At 68.5% G+C, this 24,044-nt stretch carries 21 protein-coding genes; 6 read left to right on the top strand and 15 right to left on the bottom strand.

Going from position 1 to position 24,044, the window contains the following annotated elements:
- Positions 1-32 precede the first annotated feature (32 nt).
- Positions 33-437: a VOC family protein gene (locus tag ACSC1W_RS05600; RefSeq protein WP_435345900.1), complete on the top strand. Its 405-nt coding sequence runs from the start codon at positions 33-35 to the stop codon at positions 435-437.
- Positions 438-462: 25 nt separating this feature from the next.
- Here the strand turns inward: ACSC1W_RS05600 and ACSC1W_RS05595 are convergent, their stop codons facing one another.
- Genes ACSC1W_RS05595 through ACSC1W_RS05545 form a run of 11 tightly spaced genes read right to left on the bottom strand, consistent with a single transcriptional unit; the run spans position 463 to position 11,925 of the window.
- Complete coding sequence (locus ACSC1W_RS05595; protein ID WP_435345899.1) at positions 463-1,749, bottom strand: P-loop NTPase; 1,287 nt, start codon at positions 1,747-1,749, stop codon at positions 463-465.
- A 10-nt stretch (positions 1,750-1,759) separates the two neighbouring features.
- The gene (locus tag ACSC1W_RS05590) at positions 1,760-2,596 is read right to left on the bottom strand and encodes a HEAT repeat domain-containing protein (protein ID WP_435345897.1); all 837 of its coding nucleotides are present in this window, start codon (positions 2,594-2,596) and stop codon (positions 1,760-1,762) included.
- On the bottom strand, positions 2,593-3,531 hold the full coding sequence (locus ACSC1W_RS05585) for a DUF8068 family protein (RefSeq protein WP_435345895.1): 939 nt from the start codon (positions 3,529-3,531) through the stop codon (positions 2,593-2,595). The genes ACSC1W_RS05590 and ACSC1W_RS05585 overlap by 4 nt, the downstream gene beginning before the upstream one ends.
- Positions 3,528-4,244 (bottom strand): molecular chaperone TorD family protein, encoded by a 717-nt coding sequence (locus ACSC1W_RS05580; protein ID WP_435345893.1) that lies wholly within the window; start codon positions 4,242-4,244, stop codon positions 3,528-3,530. The genes ACSC1W_RS05585 and ACSC1W_RS05580 overlap by 4 nt, the downstream gene beginning before the upstream one ends.
- A 2-nt stretch (positions 4,245-4,246) precedes the next feature.
- The gene (locus tag ACSC1W_RS05575) at positions 4,247-5,065 is read right to left on the bottom strand and encodes an ethylbenzene dehydrogenase-related protein (protein WP_435345892.1); all 819 of its coding nucleotides are present in this window, start codon (positions 5,063-5,065) and stop codon (positions 4,247-4,249) included.
- On the bottom strand, positions 5,055-6,110 hold the full coding sequence (gene narH / locus ACSC1W_RS05570) for a nitrate reductase subunit beta (RefSeq protein ID WP_435345890.1): 1,056 nt from the start codon (positions 6,108-6,110) through the stop codon (positions 5,055-5,057). The genes ACSC1W_RS05575 and narH overlap by 11 nt, the downstream gene beginning before the upstream one ends.
- Complete coding sequence (gene narG / locus ACSC1W_RS05565; protein WP_435345888.1) at positions 6,107-9,022, bottom strand: nitrate reductase subunit alpha; 2,916 nt, start codon at positions 9,020-9,022, stop codon at positions 6,107-6,109. Before narG ends, narH begins: the two co-directional genes overlap by 4 nt.
- On the bottom strand, positions 9,019-9,210 hold the full coding sequence (locus ACSC1W_RS05560; RefSeq protein WP_435345886.1) for a DUF8120 family protein: 192 nt from the start codon (positions 9,208-9,210) through the stop codon (positions 9,019-9,021). The genes narG and ACSC1W_RS05560 overlap by 4 nt, the downstream gene beginning before the upstream one ends.
- Positions 9,207-10,673, bottom strand: a complete 1,467-nt coding sequence (locus ACSC1W_RS05555) for a cytochrome b (RefSeq protein WP_435345885.1) — start codon at positions 10,671-10,673, stop codon at positions 9,207-9,209. Before ACSC1W_RS05555 ends, ACSC1W_RS05560 begins: the two co-directional genes overlap by 4 nt.
- Positions 10,673-11,344, bottom strand: a complete 672-nt coding sequence (locus ACSC1W_RS05550; protein WP_435345884.1) for a QcrA and Rieske domain-containing protein — start codon at positions 11,342-11,344, stop codon at positions 10,673-10,675. The genes ACSC1W_RS05555 and ACSC1W_RS05550 overlap by 1 nt, the downstream gene beginning before the upstream one ends.
- Positions 11,341-11,925, bottom strand: a complete 585-nt coding sequence (locus ACSC1W_RS05545; protein ID WP_435345882.1) for a hypothetical protein — start codon at positions 11,923-11,925, stop codon at positions 11,341-11,343. Before ACSC1W_RS05545 ends, ACSC1W_RS05550 begins: the two co-directional genes overlap by 4 nt.
- 364 nt (positions 11,926-12,289) lie before the next feature.
- On the opposite strand from ACSC1W_RS05545, the gene ACSC1W_RS05540 reads away from it, so the two are divergent.
- From ACSC1W_RS05540 to ACSC1W_RS05520, 5 genes are all read left to right on the top strand, one after another.
- Entirely contained in the window at positions 12,290-13,477 is a 1,188-nt protein-coding gene (locus ACSC1W_RS05540; protein ID WP_435345881.1) for a molybdopterin molybdotransferase MoeA, read from the top strand.
- 127 nt (positions 13,478-13,604) lie between these two features.
- Entirely contained in the window at positions 13,605-14,015 is a 411-nt protein-coding gene (locus ACSC1W_RS05535; protein WP_435345879.1) for a molybdopterin-dependent oxidoreductase, read from the top strand.
- Positions 14,005-14,619 carry a molybdenum cofactor guanylyltransferase gene (mobA, locus tag ACSC1W_RS05530; protein ID WP_435345877.1) on the top strand — a complete coding sequence of 205 codons (615 nt, stop codon included), beginning with the start codon at positions 14,005-14,007 and terminating at the stop codon, positions 14,617-14,619. Before ACSC1W_RS05535 ends, mobA begins: the two co-directional genes overlap by 11 nt.
- A 90-nt stretch (positions 14,620-14,709) precedes the next feature.
- The gene (locus tag ACSC1W_RS05525) at positions 14,710-16,452 is read left to right on the top strand and encodes a cbb3-type cytochrome c oxidase subunit I (RefSeq protein WP_435345876.1); all 1,743 of its coding nucleotides are present in this window, start codon (positions 14,710-14,712) and stop codon (positions 16,450-16,452) included.
- Between the two features lie 71 nt (positions 16,453-16,523).
- Positions 16,524-17,702: a hypothetical protein gene (locus ACSC1W_RS05520; RefSeq protein ID WP_435345874.1), complete on the top strand. Its 1,179-nt coding sequence runs from the start codon at positions 16,524-16,526 to the stop codon at positions 17,700-17,702.
- A 36-nt stretch (positions 17,703-17,738) separates the two neighbouring features.
- Here ACSC1W_RS05520 and ACSC1W_RS05515 read toward each other — a convergent pair whose 3' ends face one another.
- The 4 genes from ACSC1W_RS05515 to ACSC1W_RS05500 form a co-directional block, all read right to left on the bottom strand.
- Positions 17,739-18,962: an MFS transporter gene (locus tag ACSC1W_RS05515; protein ID WP_435345872.1), complete on the bottom strand. Its 1,224-nt coding sequence runs from the start codon at positions 18,960-18,962 to the stop codon at positions 17,739-17,741.
- A 442-nt stretch (positions 18,963-19,404) separates the two neighbouring features.
- Positions 19,405-20,736 (bottom strand): metallophosphoesterase family protein, encoded by a 1,332-nt coding sequence (locus ACSC1W_RS05510; RefSeq protein WP_435345871.1) that lies wholly within the window; start codon positions 20,734-20,736, stop codon positions 19,405-19,407.
- A 153-nt stretch (positions 20,737-20,889) separates the two neighbouring features.
- A complete protein-coding gene (locus ACSC1W_RS05505) occupies positions 20,890-21,882 on the bottom strand; it encodes an AI-2E family transporter (RefSeq protein WP_435345870.1) in 993 nt (330 codons plus the stop codon).
- 126 nt (positions 21,883-22,008) lie between these two features.
- Positions 22,009-23,982 (bottom strand): ester cyclase, encoded by a 1,974-nt coding sequence (locus ACSC1W_RS05500; RefSeq protein ID WP_435345869.1) that lies wholly within the window; start codon positions 23,980-23,982, stop codon positions 22,009-22,011.
- Positions 23,983-24,044 lie beyond the last annotated feature (62 nt).

Genomic DNA, 24,044 nt, shown 5'->3' with positions numbered 1-24,044 from the left:
ACTGTCAATACGAACGTCTTCGTACCGGTCGTATGGACCCGAACATCAGCGTCGTCACCCTCGGTGTCGACGACCTCGAGACGGCCAGGGAGTTCTACGAGGACGGGCTTGGATTGCCCAGGTACGAGTGGGGTGACGACGGAGACGTCGTGTTCTTCGAGACGTCCGGGACGTGGCTTGCCCTGTTCCCGTGGGACGAGCTCGCCGAGGACGCGACGGTCCCGCCGGAGGGGTCCGGCTTTCGCGGCTTCACGCTCGCGCACAACGTCGACTCGACGGAAGCGGTCGACAGGGTGCTCGACGAAGCCGAGGCCGCAGGGGCTACGGTCGTGAAACCCGCACAGGAGACCTTCTGGGGCGGCTACTCGGGGTACTTCTCGGACCCCGACGGCTTCCTCTGGGAGGTCGCGTGGAATCCACACTTCGACTTCGAGTGAGACTGGTCGGGGACGACGAAGCGCATCAGGCGAGGACCGCCCGCAGTATCCACGTCTCGGGGTTCTGCCGTTTCACCTCGAACGTGTCGAACGACCGGTCAGGGGCCAGTTCCAGCAGGAACGCCCGGACCGGCGTCGGGTCGCGGTCGCTCACGACGTAGAACGCCTCCCCGGAGTCGACCTGCTCGAACCCCTCCCTGACGCGGTCGTGGCGGTCGCCCGGGGACACGCCACGGAGGTCGACGGCCCCGTCGGGCACGTCGACCGACCATATCTCGTCGAGGCGGCGCTGGACGGCGGCCCCCAGGTTCCGTGCGTGCGCCGACACGCCGTCCGGCGTCGCCCCGGGCGACGACTGCAGGTCCGGGTCGAAGGGGAGGTCCGCGAGGACGGGCACGTCGAGCGCGTCGATCGGGTCCGGCCCGTCGAACAGGTCGTGGGGTTCCCCACAGTTCTCACAGACGAACTCGCCCATGTTCGAGACGACGCCGAGCACCGGCACGTCGTTCTCCTCGAACAGCTGGACCGACCGGTGCGTGTCCGACACTGCGGCGTGGAACGGGGTCGTGACGAACACGACGCCGTGGACCGGGACCTCCTGCAGCGTGGTCAGCGCGACGTCGCCGGTCCCGGGCGGCAGGTCGACGACGACGGTGTCGGGGTCGTCCCAGGCCGTCTCCTCGAACAGTTCCGAGAGCGCGTCGTGGGCCATCGCGCCACGCCACGCCAGCGGCGCGCTGGAGGACAGGAGGCCGACGCTCATCACCTCGATTCCCCCGGCGTCGACCGGGATTGGGTTCCCGTCGTCGTCGGAGTGGACCGGACCGCTCACCGAGAGCAGGTCGGGCACGTTCGGACCGTGGATGTCGGCGTCGAACAGGCCGACCGACGCCCCGTCGGCGGCGAGGGCACAGGCGAGGGACGTCGCGACGGTCGACTTGCCGACGCCGCCTTTCGCGCTCGCGACCGCGACGATGCGGTCCGCGGCGGTGATGCCGACGCGCCGGTCGCCGGTGTCCGGGCGGGACTGGACGTGCTCGACGTGGGCGTGGCCGACCCCGTCGACGTCCGTGGCCGCCCGGACCATGGTCGCGGTGACGGCCTCGGCCTCCTGCGGCGGGAAGTCGGCCAGGTCGCCCTCGACGACGACGTGGCCCTCGCTCACGTGGACGCCGTCGACGAGGCCCGCCTCGAAGAGGTTCACGTCCGCCTCCGGGTCGCGGACGTTCCGCAGGGCCGCCTCCACGTCGGCCTGCAATCGGTCGTCGTCCGGGTGCGATTCCGTATCGGGGTCTGGTGTCTCCGTGGGCATGGGTGGGGTATCAGAGGTCTGGCTGGCGGTTGAGTCGGCTCTCTCCGGGGAGCGACGCGCTCGCGTTCTCCGTGCCGCCGGTGAACTGTCTGCGGAACTTCCCGGGGTCGGCTTCGAGCGACCGGGCGGCGGTGCTGCGGACGACCTTCGGTTCGGACTCGTCGTTCGCCACCTCGGACAGTCGCCGTTCGGCGCGGTCGTCGTCGACGCCGGCGAGGAGGTGGACGGCCCACTCCCGGACGCGCTCGCTGTCGTCGCGGGTCTGGTCCAGCAACACGTCGAGCAGCGCCTCGCCGCGCAGTTTGAACAGCGAGACGGCGGCGTTCCGACGGACCGCGTGGTGGTCGTCCCCGAGCGCGGCCTCGACGTGTGACTCGTATCGCTGCCTGTCGATGCGGTCGAGGGCGACGACCGCCTCCGCCCGGACCCAGGGGTCCGGGTCGTCGGTCGTATCGGCGGCGGCCTCGCCGGCCCGGTCGCCACCGAGGTTACCGAGCGACTCGACGGCGAACTGCCGGACGTCCGCGTCTTCGTCGGTGAGTCCGACGTGGACCAGCGCGTCGAGGACCGCCTCGGTTCGGTCCTCGTCCCCGAGTGCGAGCGCCGCACGTCGCCGGTCGACGACGTCGCCCTCACAGAGCGCCTCGACCTTCTCGGCGACGTCGTCGTCCGCGACCGGCGAGAGGTCGGTCGCCTGTAACTCGCGCTGGGACGCCTCGCCGATGGTCACGTCGCGGCTCACCTCGATGTCCTCCAGGCCCGTCGGCTCCTCACCGAACCCCGGGCTCTCCTCCGGGTGGACCCGGGGGTCCGTCGGCCCGTCGGTCGCCTCCTCCTCGTCCCTCACGGTGGCACCTCCTCGCCGGCAGTCCCGACGGGACCGGCCAGCGTCTCGACCGGGAACAGGACCAGCGTCGCGCCGAGCAGGACGGCCATCGCCCGGGGGAACGTCGCCGGGATGCCGGCGGCGAGCAGGATGCAGGCACCGGCGGCCGTCTCGTACTCGGCGCGTCGAACGCCCGCGACGGCGACGCCGACGCAGCTCCCGGCCGCGGCGGCGACGAGCAGGTGGGGGACGCCGACGACGGCGAACGCGACCAGCAGCGCGCTCCCGGCGACGTAGGGGTTCGCACCGACCGCCAGCGTCGTCGCCAGGAACGCGAGGACGCCGGCGGCGACCCCGACGCGGTCGCCCTCGATGCGGACGCCGGTGCCGACGAGCGCCCCGACGGCGAACAGACCGCCGAGGCTCCGCAGTCCGGCGTCGACGACGCCGATGGCTGCCCCGAGCGAGACGGCGATGCCGGCGACGAATGCGAGCGCGACGGCGCCCCGCCGGGCGGCCCGGTACGACGACGGGACGCCGAGCGTCCCGGCGAGTGCGACCCCGGAGCCTGCGGCGACCCCGAGTGCCCCCGGCAACGTCGCCGCCCGGGCCAGCGCCGGGAGGACGCCGAAGACGCCCGCGAACAGCAGGCCGACCCTGACGGTCGACCGGCCCGTCGCCACCGAGAGGGCGACGAGGGACGCCGCGAGCACGACCAGCGTCGTCCCGGCGACGGCCGACCGGAGTCCCGGCGCCACCGGGACCGGGTCGAACGGGAGGTTGTAGAGCGTCCGGACCGCCGTCGTCCCCACCACGGCGAGCGACGCGACGCCCCCCGTCGCCACGACGACGCGCTCCCGGTCGACCCGGAGCGCGTCCGGGAACCGGGTCGAGGACGGGTCGCCGGCGTACTCGCCGTCTCGCTCCTCGTCCGTGGTCGCGGGTTCGGTACTCATGGCGCTCCCTCCCCGTTCAGTCGCGCGTCGAGGTCGTCCACGTCGGCGGCCGTGAACCGGTCGAGGAAGCTCGCGAGTTCGCCGTAGAGTCCGGTCCCGGGTTCGGATTCGAGCGCATCCGCGACCCCGCTGGTGACGACCCGGAGGTGGCGGTCGTGGAAGTCCAGCCGCGCCCGGGCGACCACGGGGTCGACGGCCGCCTCCCGGCGACAGAGGTAGCCCACGAACTCCAGCTGGAGCCTGACGTGGTCGTGGTTCCGACGCACCTCCTGGTCGACCTGACAGCCGAAGTGCTCGTACGCCCGGGCGAGGTCGAGGTTCACGTCGTTCCACGACACCTCCGGTCTGTAGTCCGTCTCGTACAGCGACACCGGGGGTGCGTAGTTGTCGACGGTCCCGTCGGTCTTGTCGACCACCTCCGAGTAGCCGACGACGAACAGGTCGTTGTACCGTGCCGAGAGCGTCTCGTGGTCGTCCGCGACCGAGAGGTCCGGCGGCGCGACGTCGAGTCCCGTCCGTTCCAGGAGGTCGGTCAGTTCGTCGGCGACGTCGCCGGCGTCGAGCGCCCGGTACAGTCGCTCGTCCGGTTCGGTGAACGTCCGTGCGACCAGCGCGTACACCGCACCCCGGGCACCGGCCTCGACGTCGATGGCCCCGGCGAGGCGCTCCCGTTCGGCCGGCGATGCCGCCCCATCGGGGTCGTGCGACGCCACGCTCAGCCACCCCGCGTTCTGCGGACGCCCTCGATGGTCACCAGCGTCGTCACGACGATGGCCACCCCGGCGACCGTCCAGAGGATGAGTTCGTAGGGCGGTCCCGCCGGTCCCGGCCCCAGGGCGAGGTAGTACCACTCGCTGGCCGCCTTCTGCCCGGAGCGCTCCATGTTCCCGCCGTTCCAGACGGCGAACGCGACGTCCATGTCCTCGTCGGTCGGGACCGTCGTCCGGTTCGCGGTCGACCCCTCCAGCGGTCGCGAGAACACGACCTTCCACCGGTCGTTCTCGTACGTCGCGTTCGTCCGCACGGTCGGGTCGCTGTACTCGGTCGTCGTGCCCGCGCCGCCCGCGAGCAACTCCTCGGTCCTGTCGTCGGCCGCCCAGTACCAGACGTTGACCAGGTTGTCCGGACTCCCCATCGCGATGGGCGGCCGGGCGGTCGCGTTGACGGGCAGTTGCACCGCGACCGCGTCGGTGAACGTCCGTATCTCGTCGTTCGAGACGTCCCGCGACGGGTCGGCCCACGTCAGTCGCAGGTAGAGTCGGTCGTCCGTCCGGACGGCCTCCACCGTGACCTGTTCGACGGTCGTGTTCTCGGCCGCCGGGACGTCGGCGCCGGCACTGCTGACCGGTATCGTCGCGGCCGGGGCCTCGCCCCACTCCTCGCCGTCGACGCGCTCCAGCGTCTCGCCGTCGACCTCGTAGTTCACGGGAATCTCGTAGGCCGGACGGGCGTCCACGAACGCCGGGACGACCGCCGTCGCCGCGAGTACGACGACCGCGAGGGCCCCGACGAGGACGAGGTCGTCACTCGTCATCGAACACCTCCAGCCGGTACTGGTCGGCGGTGTCCTTCGTCGTCAGCATCTCCATCACCTCGCTCTCCTCGCCCCGTTCGACCCTGTTCCGCTCGCGCTCGATGGTGTTCAGCGCCTCGTTGACCTTCGGGCCGAACAGCTCTTCCAGGTAGGTGCGGGGGATGCGTTCGGAGTCGAGGGACTCACCCTCCTCGGAGTGCTGTGGTGGGGCGAACGGCGGGATGTAGTAGACGTTCGGCTCGGTCCGGTACTCGGGGTGGAGTCGCACCGCCACCTCGTACTCGTTGACCAGCTTGTGGATGGGACCCTCCTCGTCGTCGAGGTAGCCGACGAGCCTGAGCTGTGGCGGGCAGTCCGCCGCACACGAGGGCGGTCGGACCTCGCCGTCCGGCCCCTCGCCCTCGATGCGCGGGTAGCAGAAGATGCACTTCTCGGACGTCTTCTTCATCGCGTTGTAGTACACCTTCTTGTACGGACAGCCCTCGACGCAGTACCGGTAGCCCCGACAGCGGTCCTGGTCGACGAGGACGATGCCGTCCTCCTCGCGCTTGTAGAGCGCGGACCGCGGGCACGCCTCGACGCAGGACGGGTGCGTACAGTGGTTGCAGATGCGCGGGAGGTAGAAGTAGTAGGAGTTGGGGTACTCGCCCGCGCCCTGGTCCTCGTCCCAGTTCGGCCCCCACTCGGCCTGGTCCATCGGACGGAGGGGTTCGTCGCTCCCCTCGTACATTATCTGCTGGTGGTTGAAGTCCCAGGGCCGGCCGTAGTCCTCCTCCGTGGGCAGGTCGCCGGGCGTGCGTTGCTCGCCCTCGTCGTCCCAGCCACCGCCCATCTCCTCCCAGTCCCGGGGGTAGCCCGCGCCGGGACGCGTCTCCACGTTGTTCCAGTACATGTACTCGCGGCCGCCGCCGTCCGTCCAGTTCGTCTTGCAGGCGATGGTGCAGGTCTGACAGCCGATGCACTTGTTCAGGTCCATCACCATCGCGACCTGGTGGTCGATGCCCTCGGCGAGCCTGACCTCGTCGCCGTCGTCGGCCTGGCTCATCGGTCGTCACCCCCGGTCGCCGCGGCGGTGCGATCCGATGCCCCGTCCTCGACCTTCTCCACCTCGACCCGGACGTCGCTGTTGACACCCGTCGGTCCCCAGTAGTTCGGGAAGAAGTACAGGTGCTCCCCGGTGTCCTCGGGGTACTGGACGAGTTGCGTCGGCTTCGCGTACATCCGGACGAGCGAGTTGAAGTTCTCCCGGTTCTCGTACTGGAACGTCTCCCAGGCGAAGTACTGGCGAACGGTCCCCGGTTCCCCGCTCGGGTACGGCTTCGCCATCGCCTCCACCTCCGAGAGGTCGTTGAACACCCGGACCGTGTCCCCGTCCTCGATGCCGCGGGCTGCCATGTCGTCGGGGTTGAGGTAGACGACCGGTTGCCCGCGGTGCAGGCGCAGCATCTTCTCGTTGTCCCGCCAGGTCGAGTGGATGGACCAGCGACCGTGTGGCGTGTTGTAGCGCAGCGGGTACTCCTCCGGGTCCATGTCGCTCTCCGGCGGTTTCTGCGTCGGCAACTCCTCGCCGAGTTCCAGGAACCAGTCGTGGTCGATGTAGTACTGCTGGCGCCCGGTGAACGTCGGCCAGGGCTCCTTGTCCTGGACGAACCGCTTCCACGGGGTGTAGGCCTCGCCCTCCTCGATGGGCGAGGTCCAGTGGTCCCCCGTGGCCAGGAATCGCTCCGGCTGGCCGTCGTCGACGCCCTCGATGTCGTCGAAGGTTATCTGTTCGGCGCTCCCGGTGGGGTTCGACTCCTCCGAGTGGTCGAGGACGAACTCGCAGGCGGCGCGGTCCTCGACGAGCGCCTCCGGTTCCCCGGTCAGCCAGTCCCTGACGTAGTCGTCGTACACCGACTGGAGGTCGATGTCCCGGTCGAACGAGCGGTCCGCGACCGGACCGACGTCTCGGTCGCGTGCCACCTCCTGTATCTTCGCCGCGAGTTCGAGGAATATCTGCCAGTCGGTCTTGGCCTCCCCCAGCGGTTCGACCGCGGGCGTGAACGGGTGCACGAAGGTGTGCATGTCCGTCATCGAGAGGTCGTACTTCTCGTAGTGGCTCGCGGTCGGGAGGACGATGTCGCTGTACATCGCCGTCGTGTCCATCCGGAAGTTGACGTCGACGACCAGGTCGAGTTTCGGCCAGAGGTTCTGCCTGATGGCGAGGTGGCCCGTCGCCTGGTTCAGGTAGTTGCCGCGCCAGACGAACATCGTCGAGGGGTCCGGGCGGGTGCCGTCCTCGCGCTCCTCCGGGTAGACCGGCATCCAGTCCCTGTCGATGGACTCCCGTATCATCTCCGCGGTCCGGTCCTCGGCCCGGTCGAGGTAGCCGGCGTGGTAGTACGACCACAGCGTCGTCGGGACGCCGCGGACGTTCCCGGTCGGGAACGAGAGCTGTTGCCAGCCGTGGTACGTCCATATCTTCTCCTGGCCGACGTAGTGGTCCAGTCCGGTGCCCTGCCGGCCGAGGTTGCCGGTCAGGGTCACGAGCAACTGGACGGCGCGGTTGCCCAGGTCGTTGTGGTACCAGTCGTTGACCCCCTTGCCGTGGATGATCTTCGCCCGGTCGGCGCGGGCGAACTCCCGGGCGACCTCCTGGTAGGTCTCGGTGCCGACGCCGGTCTGCTCGTGGACGGTCTCGGGTCCGTAGTTCGCGAGTTCCTCGCGGAGGCGGTTCCAGACGGACCGGACCCGCACCGTGCCGTCTGCCGTCTCGACGCTCCGGTCGACGGCGAGGCGGGGGTCGAAGTCGAGTTCGATGCTCGCGTCGGGGTCGTACTCTCCGGCGCGGTTGCCGAGGGACCCGGGCGCGAGTCGCAGGTCGCCCTCGCCGTCGACCATCACGAACACCTTCTCTGCGCCCTCGCCCGACTCGCCCACGTCGGCCGCCCGGAGGAACTTCCCGGTGTCCTCGCGGACGAGCAACGGCATGTCGGTCTGCTCCTCGAGGTGGGCCTCGTCGTGGAGGCCCTCGTCGACGATGGTGCGTGCCATCCCGAGCGCCAGCGCCGTGTCGCTGCCGGGGTCCGGGCCGAGCCACTCGTCGCAGTGGATGGCCGTCTGGGAGTAGTCGGTGAACACCCCGACCCGCTTCGTCCCCTCGTACGCCGCCTCGAGGAAGTACTTCGCGTCGGGGATGCGCGTGACGTTGATGTTCGACCCCCAGGCGACGATGTAGTCGGCGTTGTACCAGTCGGCGCTCTCTGCGTTGTCCGTCTGGACGCCCCAGGTTATCGGCTGGCCCGGCGGCAGGTCGCAGTACCAGTCGTAGAAGGAGTGCGAGACGCCGCCCAGCAGGTTGAGCAGCCGCGACCCGCTGGCGAAACTGACCGGGCTCATCGCCGGGATGGGGGTGAACCCGCTGATCGCGTCGTAGCGTCCCGCGGTCACCTCGTCGACGACGTGCTCTGCGATCTCGGTCAGCGCCTCGTCCCAGGAGATGCGCTGCCACTTGCCCTCCCCGCGCTCGCCGGTTCGCCGCATCGGGTGGAGCACCCGGTGGTCGGCGTTGACGTAGTCCGAGTAGCACGCCCCCTTCTGGCACCCGCGGGGATTGGGGTCCGGGAGCTGGTCGTCGAACTGCGGGTAGTCGCTCGACTGTTCCTCGCGCCAGACCTGTCCGTTGCGGACGAACACCTCCCACGAGCAACTGCCGGTGCAGTTGACGCTGTGGGTGCTCCGGGCGCGCGACTCCCAGTCCCACTCCTCGCGGTAGAGGTCCTCCCAGTCGCGGTAGGGGTAGGAACCGATGGGGTCCTCGACGACCTCGAGGCCGTCCATCTGGAGCAGGTCGTCGCCGAGGACGCTGCTCGCCCCCGTGACGGTCGCCGTTGCGCCAAGTCCCTTCAGGAAGTCCCGACGGGCCAGGTCGAGGCCGTCGGCGTTCGTACTGTCGTGGGTCTCTCGTTGGTCGCTCATTGTTTGTCGATGAGTACGGTCGCGAGTCCGACTGCGACGCCGAGTGCTGCGAGTGCGATACCGATTGCCGTGTCGCCGCCTACCTCCAGGCCGCCGGCGATGAGTGCGATACCGGCCAGTTTCGTCGCCCGGTCGAGCCAGCGGTACCGGCGGGGAGAACACGTGAACCGCCCGCGGGTGTCGGTCATCCGTCGTCACCTCCCTCGTCCGTGGTCTGCTCCTCGCCCGCTTCGACGGGGGGTTCCGCGTCCCGTTCGACGTCCGACTCGTCCTCGTCGCTGCCGAAGCCGCCGAGGACGGCGTAGCTCGCCAGTCCGGCGGCGACCGGGACGACCAGCAGCGCCGCCGTGAGGTACGGCCGGATGACGGCCGTGTTCGTCCCGAGGAGGTCGGCGACGATGACGTCCATCCCCGCGAGTGATGCGACCATGATGAACACGACGCCGGCGATGCCGACGGCGGTCTGCCACGGCCTGTCGACGGGGTCGGCGCTGAAGTGGACCTGCGTCGACTCGTAGTCGACGAACGGCCAGACCGCGACTGCCGCGAACACCAGTCCCGGCATGACGAGGCCACCGACGAACTCGGAGCTGAAGTGGACCCCGAACAGGTCGAAACTCATCCACGAGGGGGTCAGCTTCAGGAAGCCGTACCCCCACATCAGGAACCAGTCGGGCATGATGAGCGACGGGGTCGTCGCGGGGTCGTTCGGCCCGTACTCGGCGATGTTGTGGACCGGCAGGAAGCCGGCCAGCAGCGACAGCGTCGCCAGCGTGAGGAAGAAGACGACGGCGCTGACCGCCAGCTGGTTCGGGACGGCCGGGAGGCCGACGACGACGCTGTCGTCGTCCCGGTCGACCGGGGCGACCCCGGTGGCACGGGGGTTCTCCCCGGCACCACCCTCCCCGACCCCGTCGGCCTGCACGCCCGTCCGTCCGGGGACGTCGGCGTCGCGCCGTGCCTCGGTGTGTTTCTGGCGCACCAGGATGAGCATGTGGACGCCGATCAACCCTGCGATGACGAGGGGTAACACGAAGACGTGCAGGAAGAAGAACCGAGGTATCGTCGCGCTGGACGGGAACTGGCCACCGAAGACTATCTTGCCGAGCATGTCGCCGACCAGCGGGATGGAGATTGCGACGTTGTAGCCGATGCCGGCGGCGGTGCTCGCGAACTCGTCGAACGGGAGCGCGTAGCCGGTGTAGGCGGCGAACATCGAGGTACCGGCCAGTCCGGTTCCGACGAGCCAGTTCAACTCGCGGGGGTTCCGGTAGGCTCCGGTGAAGAAGACGCGCAGCATGTGCAACGCCAGCGAGGCGACGAACAGGTGGGCCGCCCAGTGGTGGAGCCGCCGTATCAGCATCCCGAACGGGACGTCGTAGGTGATGTTGAGGACGCTCACGTACGCCTCGGGGAGTTCCTCGCCCTGGTACTCGGCGACGCTCCCCTCGTACTCGACCTCGGAGGTGCTCGGCTCGAAGAAGAACCCGAGGAAGGTCCCCGTCAGGACCAGCAGGACGAAACAGACGAGCGCGACCTCGCCGAGCAGGAACGAGTCCTCCGCTGGGAACGCCTTCCCGAGGAACGACTGTGCGCTCTGCAGGTCGAGGCGCTCGTCGAGCAGGCCGTACACGCGGTCGAGTCGACTCATCACTCACCCCCCGGGCCGACCGGCCCGACGAAGTCGCCCGTGGCGACGAGGTAGCCCTCGCTCGACAGGGTGACGGGGAGCTGTGGGAGTGGTCGCGGTGGCGGGCCGCCCGTCACGCGCGCGCCGCTGAGGGGGTCGAACCGCCCGGAGTGACACGGGCAGACCACCGTGTTCCCGTCCCGGTCCGAGACCATGCACCCCGCGTGGGTACACACCTTCGAGTAGGCGGCGTACCCCCCGACCGTGAACTCCAGGTTCGTCCCCTCGCCGTACTGGTCCTCGGGGAACCGGACGAGCAACGTGGGCGCGTCGGCGATGCCCGGCCGCGGTTCCGGGAACACGGTCAGCAACTCGCCGTCGGACAGGCGCCCCTCCTGGATTCGCGCGCCCTCGGCGTCGACGAGCGCCACGCCGTCGGAGTACACCGGTCCGGCGTAGCCTCGCTCGAACACCCGGGTCAACCCGGCAAGCGGGGCGGCGAGGCTACCGAGGGCGGTCAGACCGCCGATGGTCGCCAGCACCTTCGCGTAGTCACGCCGCTGCAGTTCCGCCCGGTCGTCCCGCCAGAACTGTCGGTAGATGCTCGGCTGGACGCGGCCCGCCGACTCGCATGGGCACGTCCCGGAGTCGCTCCCGTCCGGGTACTCGCGGTCCCCGTCCGACCCGGTCATCGGTGCCCCCTCCGTTCTGCCACCTCGACGTGTGGCATGAACCACGCGTAGTACGACACCGTCAGTCCGGTCAGGGACATGAACATGCCGAAGGCGTAGACGCCGAAGTACTGGGTCCGGGCGAGGGTCAGGTACTCGCCGGTGAACAGGGCGGCGAAGACGATGGCCAGCACGGTCAGTCCCCCCATGGCGACGAGGCCTGCCAGCGCGTCGCTCGCCGGGGCGTACTCGACGACCCAGCGGTCTTCGGTCTCGAACCACGAGAGGCCGGGCGCGGTGGCCCCACCGTCGGCGGCGGTCGAGTCCGCGTCCCCGTCCGGTCGGGCAGCGTAGTTCATGAACCGGTGGAAGAACGAGAGGACGCCGACGAGCGCCAGCAGCGCGACCCAGACGACGACCCCGACCTGGCTCGGCGAGAGCTTGTTCGGGGTGTCGACGAACCCGTCGAGGGGTCGTATCTCGCTGACGCTCTGGTCGATCCTGATCTCCTCGGACGGTGGCTCCCCCTGGATGGCGACGAACCACATCGGGAGCAACACCGCCAGCACGATGGCGACGAGCGCGAGTTTTTCGTGTTGCATACCTGATCTGCATCGGGTCTGGTGGTCGTGTGGCGGTGCGAACCGGGCGACGACGGCCGTCCCCGGGTCGGCCCGTTCGCGTCGGACACGGCCGGGAGGCGTCCGGTCTCCGTTCCGGACCATTCGTTCGCCCAGCCGTGGGGACCACGGCATCGGGCACCCCCGACCGGTCCAGGCGTGGAGGCCGTCCGACCTGCCTGCAACTACATCGTGTGGTATGTTAAAACCTGACAATCGTGATACGAGGGGCACGCCGTCCGTGGAGCCTCGCCGGAACGGACTCGCAACGGGGCTATAAGGTCTTGCCGGACCCACGTCCAGGCGTACCGATGGAACTACCGACGACCACCCGGGGAGGCCCGCGATGACCACCACGGACCCCGTCCCCCTGGCGACGGCACTCGACGACCTCCACCGGCGGCTTCGGCCGGTCGAACGGACCGAGTCGGTGTCCCTCCCGGCGGCGACGGGCCGGGTCCTCGCCGAGTCGGTGACGGCGACACGGAGCATCCCGCACTACCGACGTGCAGCGATGGACGGCTACGCGGTGCGCGCCGACGACACGGCGGGGGCGCGTACCGACGCGCCGGCCTCGCTCCGACTGACGGAGGGCCGCGTCGGGTCGGGCGAGGCAGTTCCGGTCCACACCGGGAGCGAACTCCCGGACGGGGCGGACGCCGTCGTCCGGGTCGAACGGACGGTCGACGTCGACGACGGCGTCGGCGTCACCCGCCCAGTCGCCGCCGGGAAGGACGTCGCGCCCGTCGGGGAGGACGTGACCCGGGGAACCGCGCTGTTCGACCCCGGTCACCGACTGGGACCCGCTGACGCCGCCCTGCTGAAGAGCGTGGGGACGCGGTCGGTCACCGTCTACGGGCGGCCGACGGTCGCCGTCCTCCCGACGGGGGAGGAACTCGTCCAGTCCGACCCGGCCCCCGGCGAGGTCGTCGAGACGAACGGGCTGACCGTCTCGACCTGCGTCCGCGAGTGGGGTGGCGACCCGACGTACGGGGACGTGGTTCCCGACGACCACGACGCGCTCGCGGCGGCCGTCGAGGAGGCCCTCGACCACGACGTCGTCGTGACGACCGGCGGGTCGTCCGTGGGCGACCGTGACCTCGTCCCCGACGTCGTCGACGACCTCGGGTCGGTGTTCGTCCACGGCGTCTCCATCAGACCCGGCCACCCGGTCGCCCTCGGCGTCGTCGACGACACCCCGGTCCTCCTCCTGCCGGGTTACCCGGTGTCCTGCATCGTCACCGCCGTCCAGTTCCTCCGACCCGCGGTGAAGGCCGTCGGCCGGTTGCCCCTCCCCGAGTTCCCGACCGTCGAGGCCGAACTGACCGAACCGATAGACACCGACCCCGGGGTTCGGCGCTTCGCTCGCGCCACGCTCGACACGGCGGACGGGCGACGGGTCGTCCGAGAGACGCGGACGAGCGGCGCGAGCATCCTCTCCAGCGTCGCACTCACCGACGGGTGGGTCGTCGTCCCCGAGGACGTGGTCCGACTCGACGCGGGGACGACCGTCGAGGTCCAGCGGTGGGAGTAGGTGTCGAGTCGACTTCCCGCCAGGGCGTGAGCTTCATGACCGTGCGAACGAAAGGCACACCACACAGATGAGCGGACGAGAGACGGCCGGTCGGCGGGACTCGAACGGAGACGCCCACCGAGTACGCGTGGGCGAAGAGGGCTCGCTGGCGGCGCTACTCGACAGCCCCGACGTCCGCACGGTCGACCGGACCCTCGGGTACGAGTGCCTCACCGGTGGCCAGGTCGACGCGACCTGGCGCGGAGTCCCGGTCGCGGACCTCGTCGACGCCGTCGGCCTCCCGGGCGAGACCACCCACCTCGTCGTCGAGAGCCGCGACGGCTACCGGAGTTGCGTCGAGGTACGCGTCGCCGTCGAGGGCCTGCTCGCGTTCGAACGCGACGGCGACCGGCTCGACGGTCCCCGGTTCCTGGCCCCGGCCATCGAGGGACCCCGTGCGGTCAAGGACGTCGTCGCGCTGCGGCCCGTCTCGCTCGACCCGGACGAAGACAGGGCGGCGTACGAGGGCACAGGCGACGACGGTGCAGATGGGGTCTGAGGAGCCGATGACCGGCGTCGTGCTCGCCGGGGGCGGGAGTACGCGCTTCACAGACGGCCACAAGGCGCTCGCGACGCTCGACGGCGACCCCCTCCTCTTGCGCGTGTCGGAGGCCGTCCGGGCGGGGACCGACCGGACGCCAGTCCTCGCGTTCCGGACCGAGGACCAGCGCCAGCGACTCGGCAGCGCGGTCGGCGACGTCCGCACGAGGTTCGACGACAGCGCCTTCTCCGGGCCGCTCGCCGGACTCTACGGTGCGCTGGACGCCGTCGACACGCCGTGGCTGTTCCTCTGTGCGTGCGACATGCCACTCGTTTCCCCCGCTGCGATCCGGTTCCTCGCCGACAGGCGGGCCGACGAGGTCGACGCCGTGGTACCCATCGGCGCCTCGGGTGACCCCGAACCGCTCCACGCACTGTATCGGCGTGCCGCGGTCGCTTGCATCCGGGACGAGGTCACCCCTGCTGCCGGCGTCCGGGCACTCCCGTCGCAGTTCGACGAGGTCGCGTCCGTCCCGGTCGGTGACGCGCCTGCCGGCGTCGACCTGGAAGCCTCTACGACGAACGTCAACACGCGGGCGGCCCTGGCGCGACTGGAACGGTGACGGCCTCCCCCTCCGGCGGCCGACCCCCGTCCGGTCGACCCGAAGATGTTCCCGACAACCACCATACGGCACTGCCGAGAACCCGACCGCATGGACATCGGACCCGGTCAACTCGCGCTCACCGGCCTGACGAGTCTCGGACTGCTCGGCGTCATGCGGTGGGTCACGCAGTTCAACGAGTGGCGGTCGTACGAACCGACGGGCGGGACGGCGGGGCAGGCGACTGGACACGCCGAGAAGCCGTCGGGACTCACCCGCTGGCTGACGACCGTCGACCACAAGGACATCGGTCTCATGTACGGCGCGTTCGCGTTGCTGTCGTTCGCGTGGGGTGGCATCGCGGTCACGCTGATGCGAACCGAACTCGTGACCCCGCCGACCGACCTCCTCGGGTACGAACTGTACAACGCGCTGCTGACGACCCACGGCGTCACGATGCTGTTCCTGTTCGGAACGCCGATGCTGGCGGCGTTCTCGAACTACCTCATCCCCCTGCTCATCGGTGCAGACGACATGGCCTTCCCGCGCATCAACGCGCTGGCGTTCTGGCTCCTGCCACCGGGGGCACTGCTCATCTGGGGTGGACTGCTCCTCCAGCCACTTGGCGTCGGCGTCGAAGGCGCACAGACGGCGTGGACGATGTACACGCCGCTCTCTATCGAACAGTCCAACCCGGGCGTGGACCTGATGATACTCGGACTGCACCTCACCGGCGTCTCGGCGACGATGGGTGCCATCAACTTCATCACCACGATATTCACGGAGCGCGACGAGGACGTCACCTGGGCGACCCTCGACATCTTCTCGTGGACGGTCCTGGTGCAGTCGGCACAGATACTGTTCGCCTTCCCGCTGCTGGGCAGCGCGCTCGTCATGCTGCTGCTCGACCGCAACTTCGGGACCACCTTCTTCACCGTCGAGGGGGGCACGCCCATCCTCTGGCAACACCTGTTCTGGTTCTTCGGCCACCCGGAGGTGTACATCCTCGTCCTCCCGCCGATGGGGCTCATCAGCTACATCATCCCCCGGTTCTCGGGTCGGAAGCTGTTCGGCTTCAAGTTCGTCGTCTACTCGACGCTCGCGCTGGGCGTGCTCAGTTTCGGCGTCTGGGCGCACCACATGTTCACGTCCGGCATCGACCCCCGGCTTCGAGCCTCGTTCATGGCCGTCTCCATCGCCATCGCCATCCCGAGCGCGGTCAAGACGTTCAACTGGATGACGACGATGTGGAACGGCAAACTGGAGTTGCGGACGCCGATGCTGTTCTGCATCGGGTTCATCGCGAACTTCATCGTCGGCGGCGTCACCGGCGTGTTCGAGGCGGCGATACCCATCGACCTCGTCCTGCACGACACCTACCACGTCATCGCCCACTTCCACTACGTCATCATGGGCGGCATCGCGTTCGCCGTCTTCGCCGGGGTCTACTACTGGTTCCCGCTGTACACTGGGAAGTGGTACCAGCGGACGCTCGGGAAGCTACACTTCTGGCTGACGATGGTCGGGACGAACCTGACGTTCTTCCCGATGATCCTCCTGGGCTACGGTGGGATGCCACGCCGGTACGCGGGCTACGAACTGACGGTCGGCCCGGTCGGGTACTTCACCGACCTCCACCAGCTGGCCACCCTCGGCGTCTTCGTCCTCGTGGTCGGCCAGCTCCTGTTCGCGTGGAACGTCGTCACCTCGTGGCTGGAGGGTCCGGAAGTCCGCGACGGCGACCCGTGGAACCTCGAAGCGAAGGGGCTGTCGACGAAGGAGTGGGCGTGGTTCGAACGGCGGCAGACGACGGCGCTCGTCGACGGCGGGTCCGAATCCGACGGCGAGCAATGACGATACCCGTTCCCGGACGACCGGGCCGGTCACCACGGGATGATAAGTCGTTGGCACGAGTGTGACGGCGTATGACTGTCGCGACGGTCTCTCGGTGGGCGCGTCGGTACGTTCTCGTCGCCGCGACGTTCGCAGTACTCTGGCAGATAGGCGTCGTCGCCGGAGTCCCCAGACGTGCCGAGGTGGTGCTCGGACTCTACGGGTTCGTCCTCCTCACGGTGTTCGGGAAGGCGTACTCGCTGGTCCCGACGTACTTCGACCGCCGACTCGCGTGGTCGAACGCGCCGGTCGTCCAGTTCCCGCTGGTCGTGGCCGGCGTGGTCGGACTGGCGGGTGCCGCCCTCCGACCGGGACAGGCGTGGCTGGGAACCGCCGGCGCGGTCCTGTGGACGCTCGGCGTCGCCGTGTTCCTCGGGACGCTGGCGTGGACCGTCCGGACCAACCCGACCGGCAGGGAGACCGCGACCGGCGAGGCGAACGCCCAGCGACGGCCGGTCGACCGGGTCGCCAACGGGTTCGTTCCTGTCGCCCTCCTGTACCTCCTCGCCGGGACCTACGAGACGCTCGCGATGCACACGGGCCTTCCCCCGATGTTCGACGGCTATCCGCCCCGCACGACGCACCTGCTCGCGGCCGGCACCGCGAGCCTGCTGGTCTTCGCGCTCGGGTTCCGCCTCCTCCCCCGCTTCCTGGTCGCGCGCCCGGTCGGGGCACTCGTCGCACCGGTCCTGCTCGCCGGGGCACTGGGCCCGGTGACGATAGCCGCCTCCCTCTGGTCGCCGCCGTGGTTCCACGTCGGTGCACTCCTCGAGGCCATCGCCGTGTTCGGGTTCGCCGTCAGCTACGTCGTGCTGTTCGTCCGGTCGGACCGCCGACGGGTCGGGTTCTACGGCGTCCTCCTCGGGGCGGCCAGTGGCGTCGCCGGGGTCACGCTCGGCCTCTGGTTCGCCGTCGCGGGTTCCACGGCGGGACTCCCGACGTCGCACCTGCGATTGAACCTGCTCGGGTTCCTCGGGCTGACGATACTGGGCGTCGGCTACCAGTTCTATCCGCCCGCGGTCGGGGTCTACAGGGGTGCGTCAGACCGGACCGCGTACCTCTCGCTCGGCTGTCTCGGGGGCGGCCTCGCGCTCCAGGTGGTCGGACTGCTCGCCCCGGCACAGGTCGCGCTGGTCCTCGGCCGATGGCTCGCCCTCGCCGGCGCCCTGCTGTACGCGTTCGTGCTGCTCGCCGTCTTCGCGGCCCGGTAGGGACCGTGGTGAGGACCCGACACCAGCTGCCGAACCTCAGTCGGACACGGGAGCCTCCCAGAGGAGTATCGCCGCCGACCCGACGACGAGGACGACGCCCGCCACGGCCAGCGCGTACGACGGGGACACGAGGTCGGAGATGACACCACTACCGAGCTGGAACGGGACGACGGTCAGGCCGCTGACCATCGCCATCGCGCTCAGGACCGTCGCCCGGCCGAGGGTCTCGATGCGGTCGTTGACGTACTGGCCGGCGAACGACCGGGTGACGTCGGCGAGTCCGCGGGCGACCAGGAACGTCGGCAGTGCGAGTACCGGCACGAAGTACAGTCCGACCAGCGCCCCGCCGACCACGAACGGGAGAACCAGGAACCACGTTCGGATACCGACGTACTCCTCGATGGCACCGGTGTAGTAGCTGAGCAGGGCACCGACGAGGCTGTACGCCGCGTAGAACCAGCCGAGGAGCGACTCGACCTGGGCGGGCGGAACGCCGAGGTCGACGACGACCGTCTCGAATACCGGTTGCAGGAACACGAACACGAGGTACGTGACCGCGGCGTAGAGGACGTAGTAGTAGAGAATCAGCGACCGGATGTTCGGCCGCGACAGGGCGTCCCTGACGACGTCGAGCGTCCTGCGGAGGCTCAGCTCCCCGGTGTCGGTCTCCCTGTAGGCCTCCGGTTCGTCGACGGTGAGGAGGACGATCGCGCCGAGGCCGGTGACGGCGGCAGCGACGAACCACGGGAGCGAGAGGTCGATGCTACCGAGGTAGCCCCCGAGGACCGCCGCCACGGTGCCCACAGCCAGCGAGACCGACTCTCCTCGCCCCCGGACCTGGGCGAACTCGCCCTCGGAGCGGTCGTCGGTGAGCGTATCGTACAGCCAGGCGTCTTCGCTCCCCGACCGGAAGTTGTAGCCCATCGACCAGACCGCGTACAGGACTGCCAGCGGGAGGAACGAGTCCGAGAGCCCGATTCCGACAAGCGTCGCGGTGATGAGGACCGTTCCGACGAGCAGACTGTTCCGTCTCCCGACGCGGTCACCGACGTACCCCGTCGGAATCTCGCCCACCACGGTCGTCAGGTTGTATATCGCCTCGAGGATGGCTATCTGCGTGAAGTCGAGCCCCTGCTCGAGGAAGAAGAGGTACATGATCGGCCGGTAGAACTCGACCGCCTTGGTCGACTTGTAGAGGTAGTACTTCAGGACGCTCCCGGGCGTCGACCTGAGACGTCGCCCTGCGGCCGTATCGTCCATCGACTGACAGTAGACGAGAGACCGTCAACTGCGTTCCGGTATCCGGGAACACCGTTGTCCATGATGCGGCCTGGACGGCCGGACGTCCCCAGATGGGAGAAACCACTATTTCCCTGATTGTTCTGGCTAAAAGTAGCATACTTTATATATTCCGGGGCGCGACCACGTGCCACCTCAACTTCGACGTATAGACGCCGTTTATTACCATTCAACGGGCTAGAACACGAATCCCTCAGCAGGTGGCCTCCCGACGCCTTCGAGTTCGGTACCGGACGTAATATCGGCTCAGACGGAGAGACAGAGCATATTCGATTCAGCGGTAGGGGGGACCGGCCGAGGTCGTAGTTCTAGCAGGTATAAAATAAGGACACATACTCTTTTTCTGTTGAATCGGCCTTGGACTCGACCACATCTCTGTGGCGACCCGGTCCCTGGAACCGGGTCACGACCCACCGTCGTCGGCGTCCGGTTCGTCGGCCCGCGACCCGACCTCCGGGCTGACCACGGTCCGACCCGGTATCTGAACCTCGCGACTGGGCGTCCGGGTGACGAGGCGCTGGAGCAGCGTCTCCTCTCCCGGGTCCGACTTCTCCAACACCTCGTACTCGACGACGACGCTCCCGTCGTCCGCCGGGGAGAGACGGAAGTAGTTGAGCCGGTACGACGAGTAGAAGACCGGCGGAGCGATGCCGGCGACGGACCCGACCCGATAGAGTCGCTTCAGCCACGTCCCGGTGTTGAGAACGAGGCGGTCGCCGACCTCGGTCAGCGATGGCCGATGCGTGTGCCCGTACACGAATACGGCGACCGCCGGGTTCTCAGCGAACACCTCGCGGGCACCGTCGACGTACTTCTCGGTGGGGTCGGTGTCGTCGGCCGGCCGGACGAGTCCGAACCGCCGGAGTGTCTTCCGGACGTCCCGGGCGAACACGTACAGCGGGATGGAGACGAGCGTCAACAGCCCGACGATGACGAGGTTCGCGGCGAGAAAGAGGTTCACGACCTCGCCCACCGGCCCGAACAGGGCGAGCACGTCCTGGACGGCGTTCATCGGCAGCGACCAGATTCCGCCCCGGTCGAGCAGGAAGATGGCGAGATAGAGCGTCGCCAGGTTGAACAGCAGGAGGAACGGGACCGAGGCGTACCTGAGCCACGCGCTCATCTCCCTGTAGAAGTAGTTCGATATCATCCAGTCGGGGATCTGGGTCATCGGCGTCACCGCCTGGATGTCCTTCAGCCAGTTGTACTTCCCGCGACCGGAGAGTCGGCCGGCCCGACTCGTTATCTGGCGGTTCACGAAGTACCCCGGTGGGTTCGCGTAGGGGTTCCCGAAGTCCGGGATGCGGTTGCTCGGGTCTCGTTGCATCCCGTGTTCGACGTAGACGACGTAGTCGCCGACGTCTCGGGTGATGGACACCTCCTGCTCCAGCGTGACGTTGTACTCCGCGAGTCGGTCGACGTACTCCGGGTAGGCCGCGAGCTCGTAGTCGTGGTTCCCCGGGATGAGGGTGATGGGAATCCGGCTCCCCGTCGCCCGGAGTTGCTCGAAGAGTTCGGGGTACCGTTCGAGGAGCGCGTCGAACTTCTCCATGCCCTCGACCTGGGTGAACTCCCACAGCCCGAAGGCGTCGCCGTTGATTATCAGCTCCGCGTCCTCGTCGCTCTCTTCGAGGTCCCGGAGGAAGTCGAGCAGTTCGTCGAGGAAGTCGACCCGTTCGAGTTGCTCGTCGCCACCGATGTGCAGGTCGCTGATGAGGTAGTACGTGTCCGGCATCTCAGACGCTCCGGTCGGGAACCGGGCCAGGCTCCACCATGTAGGACAGGTATTTGATACGTGGTCCAATCAATCTATCGTCGATGGGGTGGCAGGGCCGACGACGGGCGGACACGCCGGCGAGAACGTGCTGCACTCCGGCACCACTCGCGTTCAGTCGACGGGCGTCTCCAGTTCGAACACCCCCTTCGCCAGTCCGAGGAGAATCGGCCCGTAGAAGACGCCGAGGAAGCCGAACACGGCGAGGCCGCCGAAGATGCCGATCATGACCAGCGCGGGGTTCATCCGCGCTGCATGACCACCGATGAGGGGTCGCAGGTAGTTGTCGATGAGGCTCACGAAGAAGAGTCCGTAGACGAGCAGGAGGCCCCCCGCGAGCGGTCGACCGGTCACGAACAGGTATATCGAGGCCGGGATGTAGACGACGAACGACCCGACGATGGGCAGGAACGCGAAGAGCGTCGTTACCACTGCCCAGAACACGACCCCAGGCAGTCCGACGAAAAAGAACCCGATACCCAGAAGGACGCCCTGCACGACGGCGACCGAGATGTCGGCGACGATGGCTGCGAACGTGAGGTCGTCGGCGTACTCCCAGATGTCGTCGAGTTGCTCCTCGGGGAGTGGCGTGCGTGTGCGGACCCACTCAGAGAGCGCTCTGCCGTCCACGAGGGCGTAGTAGAGGACGAAATAGAGGATGGTCAGTCCGATGAGGGCGTCCGAGAGGCCACCCAGGAGCGACACGGCATCACGAGCGATGGTCGCCAACCCGACGTCGCTGTTCCCGTCGCTGAGGAACTGTCCGAGCGTGTACGCCCCGTCGAACATCGTTCCGAGCGACGTGTCCGGTACTTCGGTCGTGAGAGTCCTCTCGCGGATCAGTTCGAGGATGGTCCGGAGCGCATCGAGGAGCGCCGACGCGAGAAGGAGGAACGGTGTCAGGATTCCGATGGTGAACACCACGATGGAGGACAGTGCCGCCAGTCGCTCTCCGATTCGGGGAGCCAACCGACGGTAGAGCGGATACAGTACGTACGCGACGAGGATCGCGGCGAGGATGTACGAGAGATACGGCGCGAAGAGGACGTACCCGACGACCGCCGCGACGGCGTACAGTACGAGTTTGAACACTGCTGATGTGTCCATAGACGGGGTATTCGACACCGCAGCATTTAGTCGTTCGTCGGCTCGAGGCGCCTCCAGCGACGAGCGACGCGTTGGTCGACGAGGAACCGGTCGGTGACGCGTCGGTCGACGACCGGCGGTGACCGGTTACGGACGGATGGTCAGTGCCTTCAGTCCGAGCGTCGCAGGCCGGGCACCGAGTTGGTGGAGGAGTCGGACGGTGTCCTCGACCATCCCCGTCTCGACGATGCGGCCGTCGTCGACGTGGTGGATGGCCATCCGTGCCACGTCGATGCGCTCCCCGGTCGGGTCCACGCCGAGGAACCGTCCCCTGTGGGTTCCGCGCAGCTGCATCCGGAGGACTATCTTGTCCCCCTCCGAGACCGTATCCTCGATGGTCACCTCCAGGTCGGGGAACGCGTCCCGGTACCGCTCGACGAACGCCCAGTAGGCGTCACGGCCGCGCAGGTCGTTCCCGGTATCCAGGTGGAGGACGCAGTCGTCGGCGAGAACCCGGTCGAGCGCCTCCCGGCGGCCGTCGTTCCAGACTGCCTCGACCTCGGTGCGTGCGAGGTCTTCGTTCTCCGCCGGCGCGGAGAGCTGGGTGACGACCGGCGTCGCCGCGACGCGACTCGTCGTCGACACCGGGGGCGCCGGTTCGGCGTCCGCCAGTTGCCGGAGCAGACTCCACTGCTCGAAGAGCGACCATATCTTCGATACCCGCCCGTCTTCGAGGTGGAGAATCGTGATACCCGAGAGTTCGACGTCCTCACCGGTCGGTTCGATGTCGAGGAACGACCCGGTATGGGTTCCCGTCCCCCGCCAGCGCACCGCCACGTGGTCCGGTTCGACGACGAGTTCCTCCACGCCGAACCGGAGGTCGGGGACCGCCTCCCGGAGTGTGCTTGTGAACTCGACGTACTCCTCCGCCCCGAAGACGGTCGACGTCTGCTCCGGGTCACCGCGGAGGTACCCCCGGAGTTCGACGAGGCTGGCCGGCAGGTTCGCCTCGAACGACGGCAGTGCCATCTCGTCGAAGACAGCATCTCGCTCCGGCGTCCACGCGGTCTCCACCGCCTCGCGGGCCACGCGCCGGTCCCGCTCGGTCGCGAGGAACCGCTCGGCCTGCTCGCGGCCGTGGGTCCACAGTCGCTGGAGGAACCGTGGAGACCGGTCGAGCTTCGTCGCGTAGTCGAACGACCGTCCCGGCGACGCGAGCGACTCGTCCAGGTTGATGGTCTTCACCTCGATGGGGTCCCACGCCGCCGTCAGTTCGCCCTCGGCCCGCCACTGGTTCAACTGCCTGATGAAGCCAAGTTCCTGGTTCACCGAGAGGTTCCCGCCGAGTTCGTTCCGGCGGTCCGCGATGGCTTCGAGTCTCGTCGGTATGTCGTCCTCGCGCTGTGGGTTTATCTGGACGATCCAGAGTTCGTCGGCTCGTTCGAGCCGTTCCTCGGACTCCATGAAGAGTTCCCCGAGCGGGGGGTTCTGCGAGAAGAGGCCGTCCCAGTAGTATCGCGTCGTCCCGTCCGGTTGCGTCACGGGGGCGGCCTTGAACAGGTTCGGGACCGCGGCCGAGGCGAGGACTGCGTCGTACGTCACGTCCCGTTCGGTGAACGTCCTGAACGTCCCGCGCTGGACGTCCACGGCACCGATGTCCAGACGCGGCGGGAGGGGGTCGTCCCGGCCGACGACGGCATCCAGGTCGGCCGGGTCGATGGCGTCTTCGAGGGTCTCCCGGAGGACGTCCCTGCTCCAGTCCGAGACCGGCGTATCGTAAGGGCTGAACGTCGGGAGGGGCACGCCCATGCTCTCCGCCCGGACCATCCCGACGCCGACCGTGTTCACCAGCGAGTCGACCGTCGCCTTCGCGCTGATGTCGCCCCAGATTCGACGGAGCAGTCGTCTGGCCGCGTTCCGGCCCTCGTCGCTGGCCAGTCCGAACCAGGTCGCGAACGCGCAGATCGCTCCACCCGAGGTTCCGCTGAGTCCGACGACGTCGAACTCGACGTCGTCCTCGGAGAGGAGTCTGTCGAGGACGCCGGCGGTGAACGCAGTGTGACTTCCGCCTCCCTGGCAGGCGATCGCGACTCTCGAACCCTCTCGGTCGGTAGCAGCCATCGTGACCTGCCGATACACCGCGAGATTGTATCAACGTTGTTTCCAGTTTGCCGGCAGGTACG

The sequence above is a fragment of the Haloarchaeobius marinus genome (genome assembly GCF_051207415.1).
GTDB lineage: Archaea > Halobacteriota > Halobacteria > Halobacteriales > Natrialbaceae > Haloarchaeobius.
Note: the sequence above shows the minus strand (reverse complement) of the source record. Positions and strands in the feature narration are given on the sequence as shown.

Excerpts from the sequence above, each read along its gene's own strand:
- ACSC1W_RS05525 (WP_435345876.1), top strand. The coding sequence starts at position 14,710 with ATGGACATCGGACCCGGTCAACTCGCGCTCACCGGCCTGACGAGTCTC.
- ACSC1W_RS05540 (WP_435345881.1), top strand. The coding sequence starts at position 12,290 with ATGACCACCACGGACCCCGTCCCCCTGGCGACGGCACTCGACGACCTC.
- ACSC1W_RS05515 (WP_435345872.1), bottom strand. The coding sequence starts at position 18,962 with ATGGACGATACGGCCGCAGGGCGACGTCTCAGGTCGACGCCCGGGAGC.
- narG (WP_435345888.1), bottom strand. The coding sequence starts at position 9,022 with ATGAGCGACCAACGAGAGACCCACGACAGTACGAACGCCGACGGCCTC.
- ACSC1W_RS05575 (WP_435345892.1), bottom strand. The coding sequence starts at position 5,065 with ATGACGAGTGACGACCTCGTCCTCGTCGGGGCCCTCGCGGTCGTCGTA.
- narH (WP_435345890.1), bottom strand. The coding sequence starts at position 6,110 with ATGAGCCAGGCCGACGACGGCGACGAGGTCAGGCTCGCCGAGGGCATC.
- ACSC1W_RS05520 (WP_435345874.1), top strand. The coding sequence starts at position 16,524 with ATGACTGTCGCGACGGTCTCTCGGTGGGCGCGTCGGTACGTTCTCGTC.
- ACSC1W_RS05505 (WP_435345870.1), bottom strand. The coding sequence starts at position 21,882 with ATGGACACATCAGCAGTGTTCAAACTCGTACTGTACGCCGTCGCGGCG.
- ACSC1W_RS05500 (WP_435345869.1), bottom strand. The coding sequence starts at position 23,982 with ATGGCTGCTACCGACCGAGAGGGTTCGAGAGTCGCGATCGCCTGCCAG.
- mobA (WP_435345877.1), top strand. The coding sequence starts at position 14,005 with ATGGGGTCTGAGGAGCCGATGACCGGCGTCGTGCTCGCCGGGGGCGGG.
- ACSC1W_RS05550 (WP_435345884.1), bottom strand. The coding sequence starts at position 11,344 with ATGACCGGGTCGGACGGGGACCGCGAGTACCCGGACGGGAGCGACTCC.
- ACSC1W_RS05555 (WP_435345885.1), bottom strand. The coding sequence starts at position 10,673 with ATGAGTCGACTCGACCGCGTGTACGGCCTGCTCGACGAGCGCCTCGAC.
- ACSC1W_RS05595 (WP_435345899.1), bottom strand. The coding sequence starts at position 1,749 with ATGCCCACGGAGACACCAGACCCCGATACGGAATCGCACCCGGACGAC.
- ACSC1W_RS05600 (WP_435345900.1), top strand. The coding sequence starts at position 33 with ATGGACCCGAACATCAGCGTCGTCACCCTCGGTGTCGACGACCTCGAG.
- ACSC1W_RS05585 (WP_435345895.1), bottom strand. The coding sequence starts at position 3,531 with ATGAGTACCGAACCCGCGACCACGGACGAGGAGCGAGACGGCGAGTAC.
- ACSC1W_RS05560 (WP_435345886.1), bottom strand. The coding sequence starts at position 9,210 with ATGACCGACACCCGCGGGCGGTTCACGTGTTCTCCCCGCCGGTACCGC.
- ACSC1W_RS05510 (WP_435345871.1), bottom strand. The coding sequence starts at position 20,736 with ATGCCGGACACGTACTACCTCATCAGCGACCTGCACATCGGTGGCGAC.
- ACSC1W_RS05545 (WP_435345882.1), bottom strand. The coding sequence starts at position 11,925 with ATGCAACACGAAAAACTCGCGCTCGTCGCCATCGTGCTGGCGGTGTTG.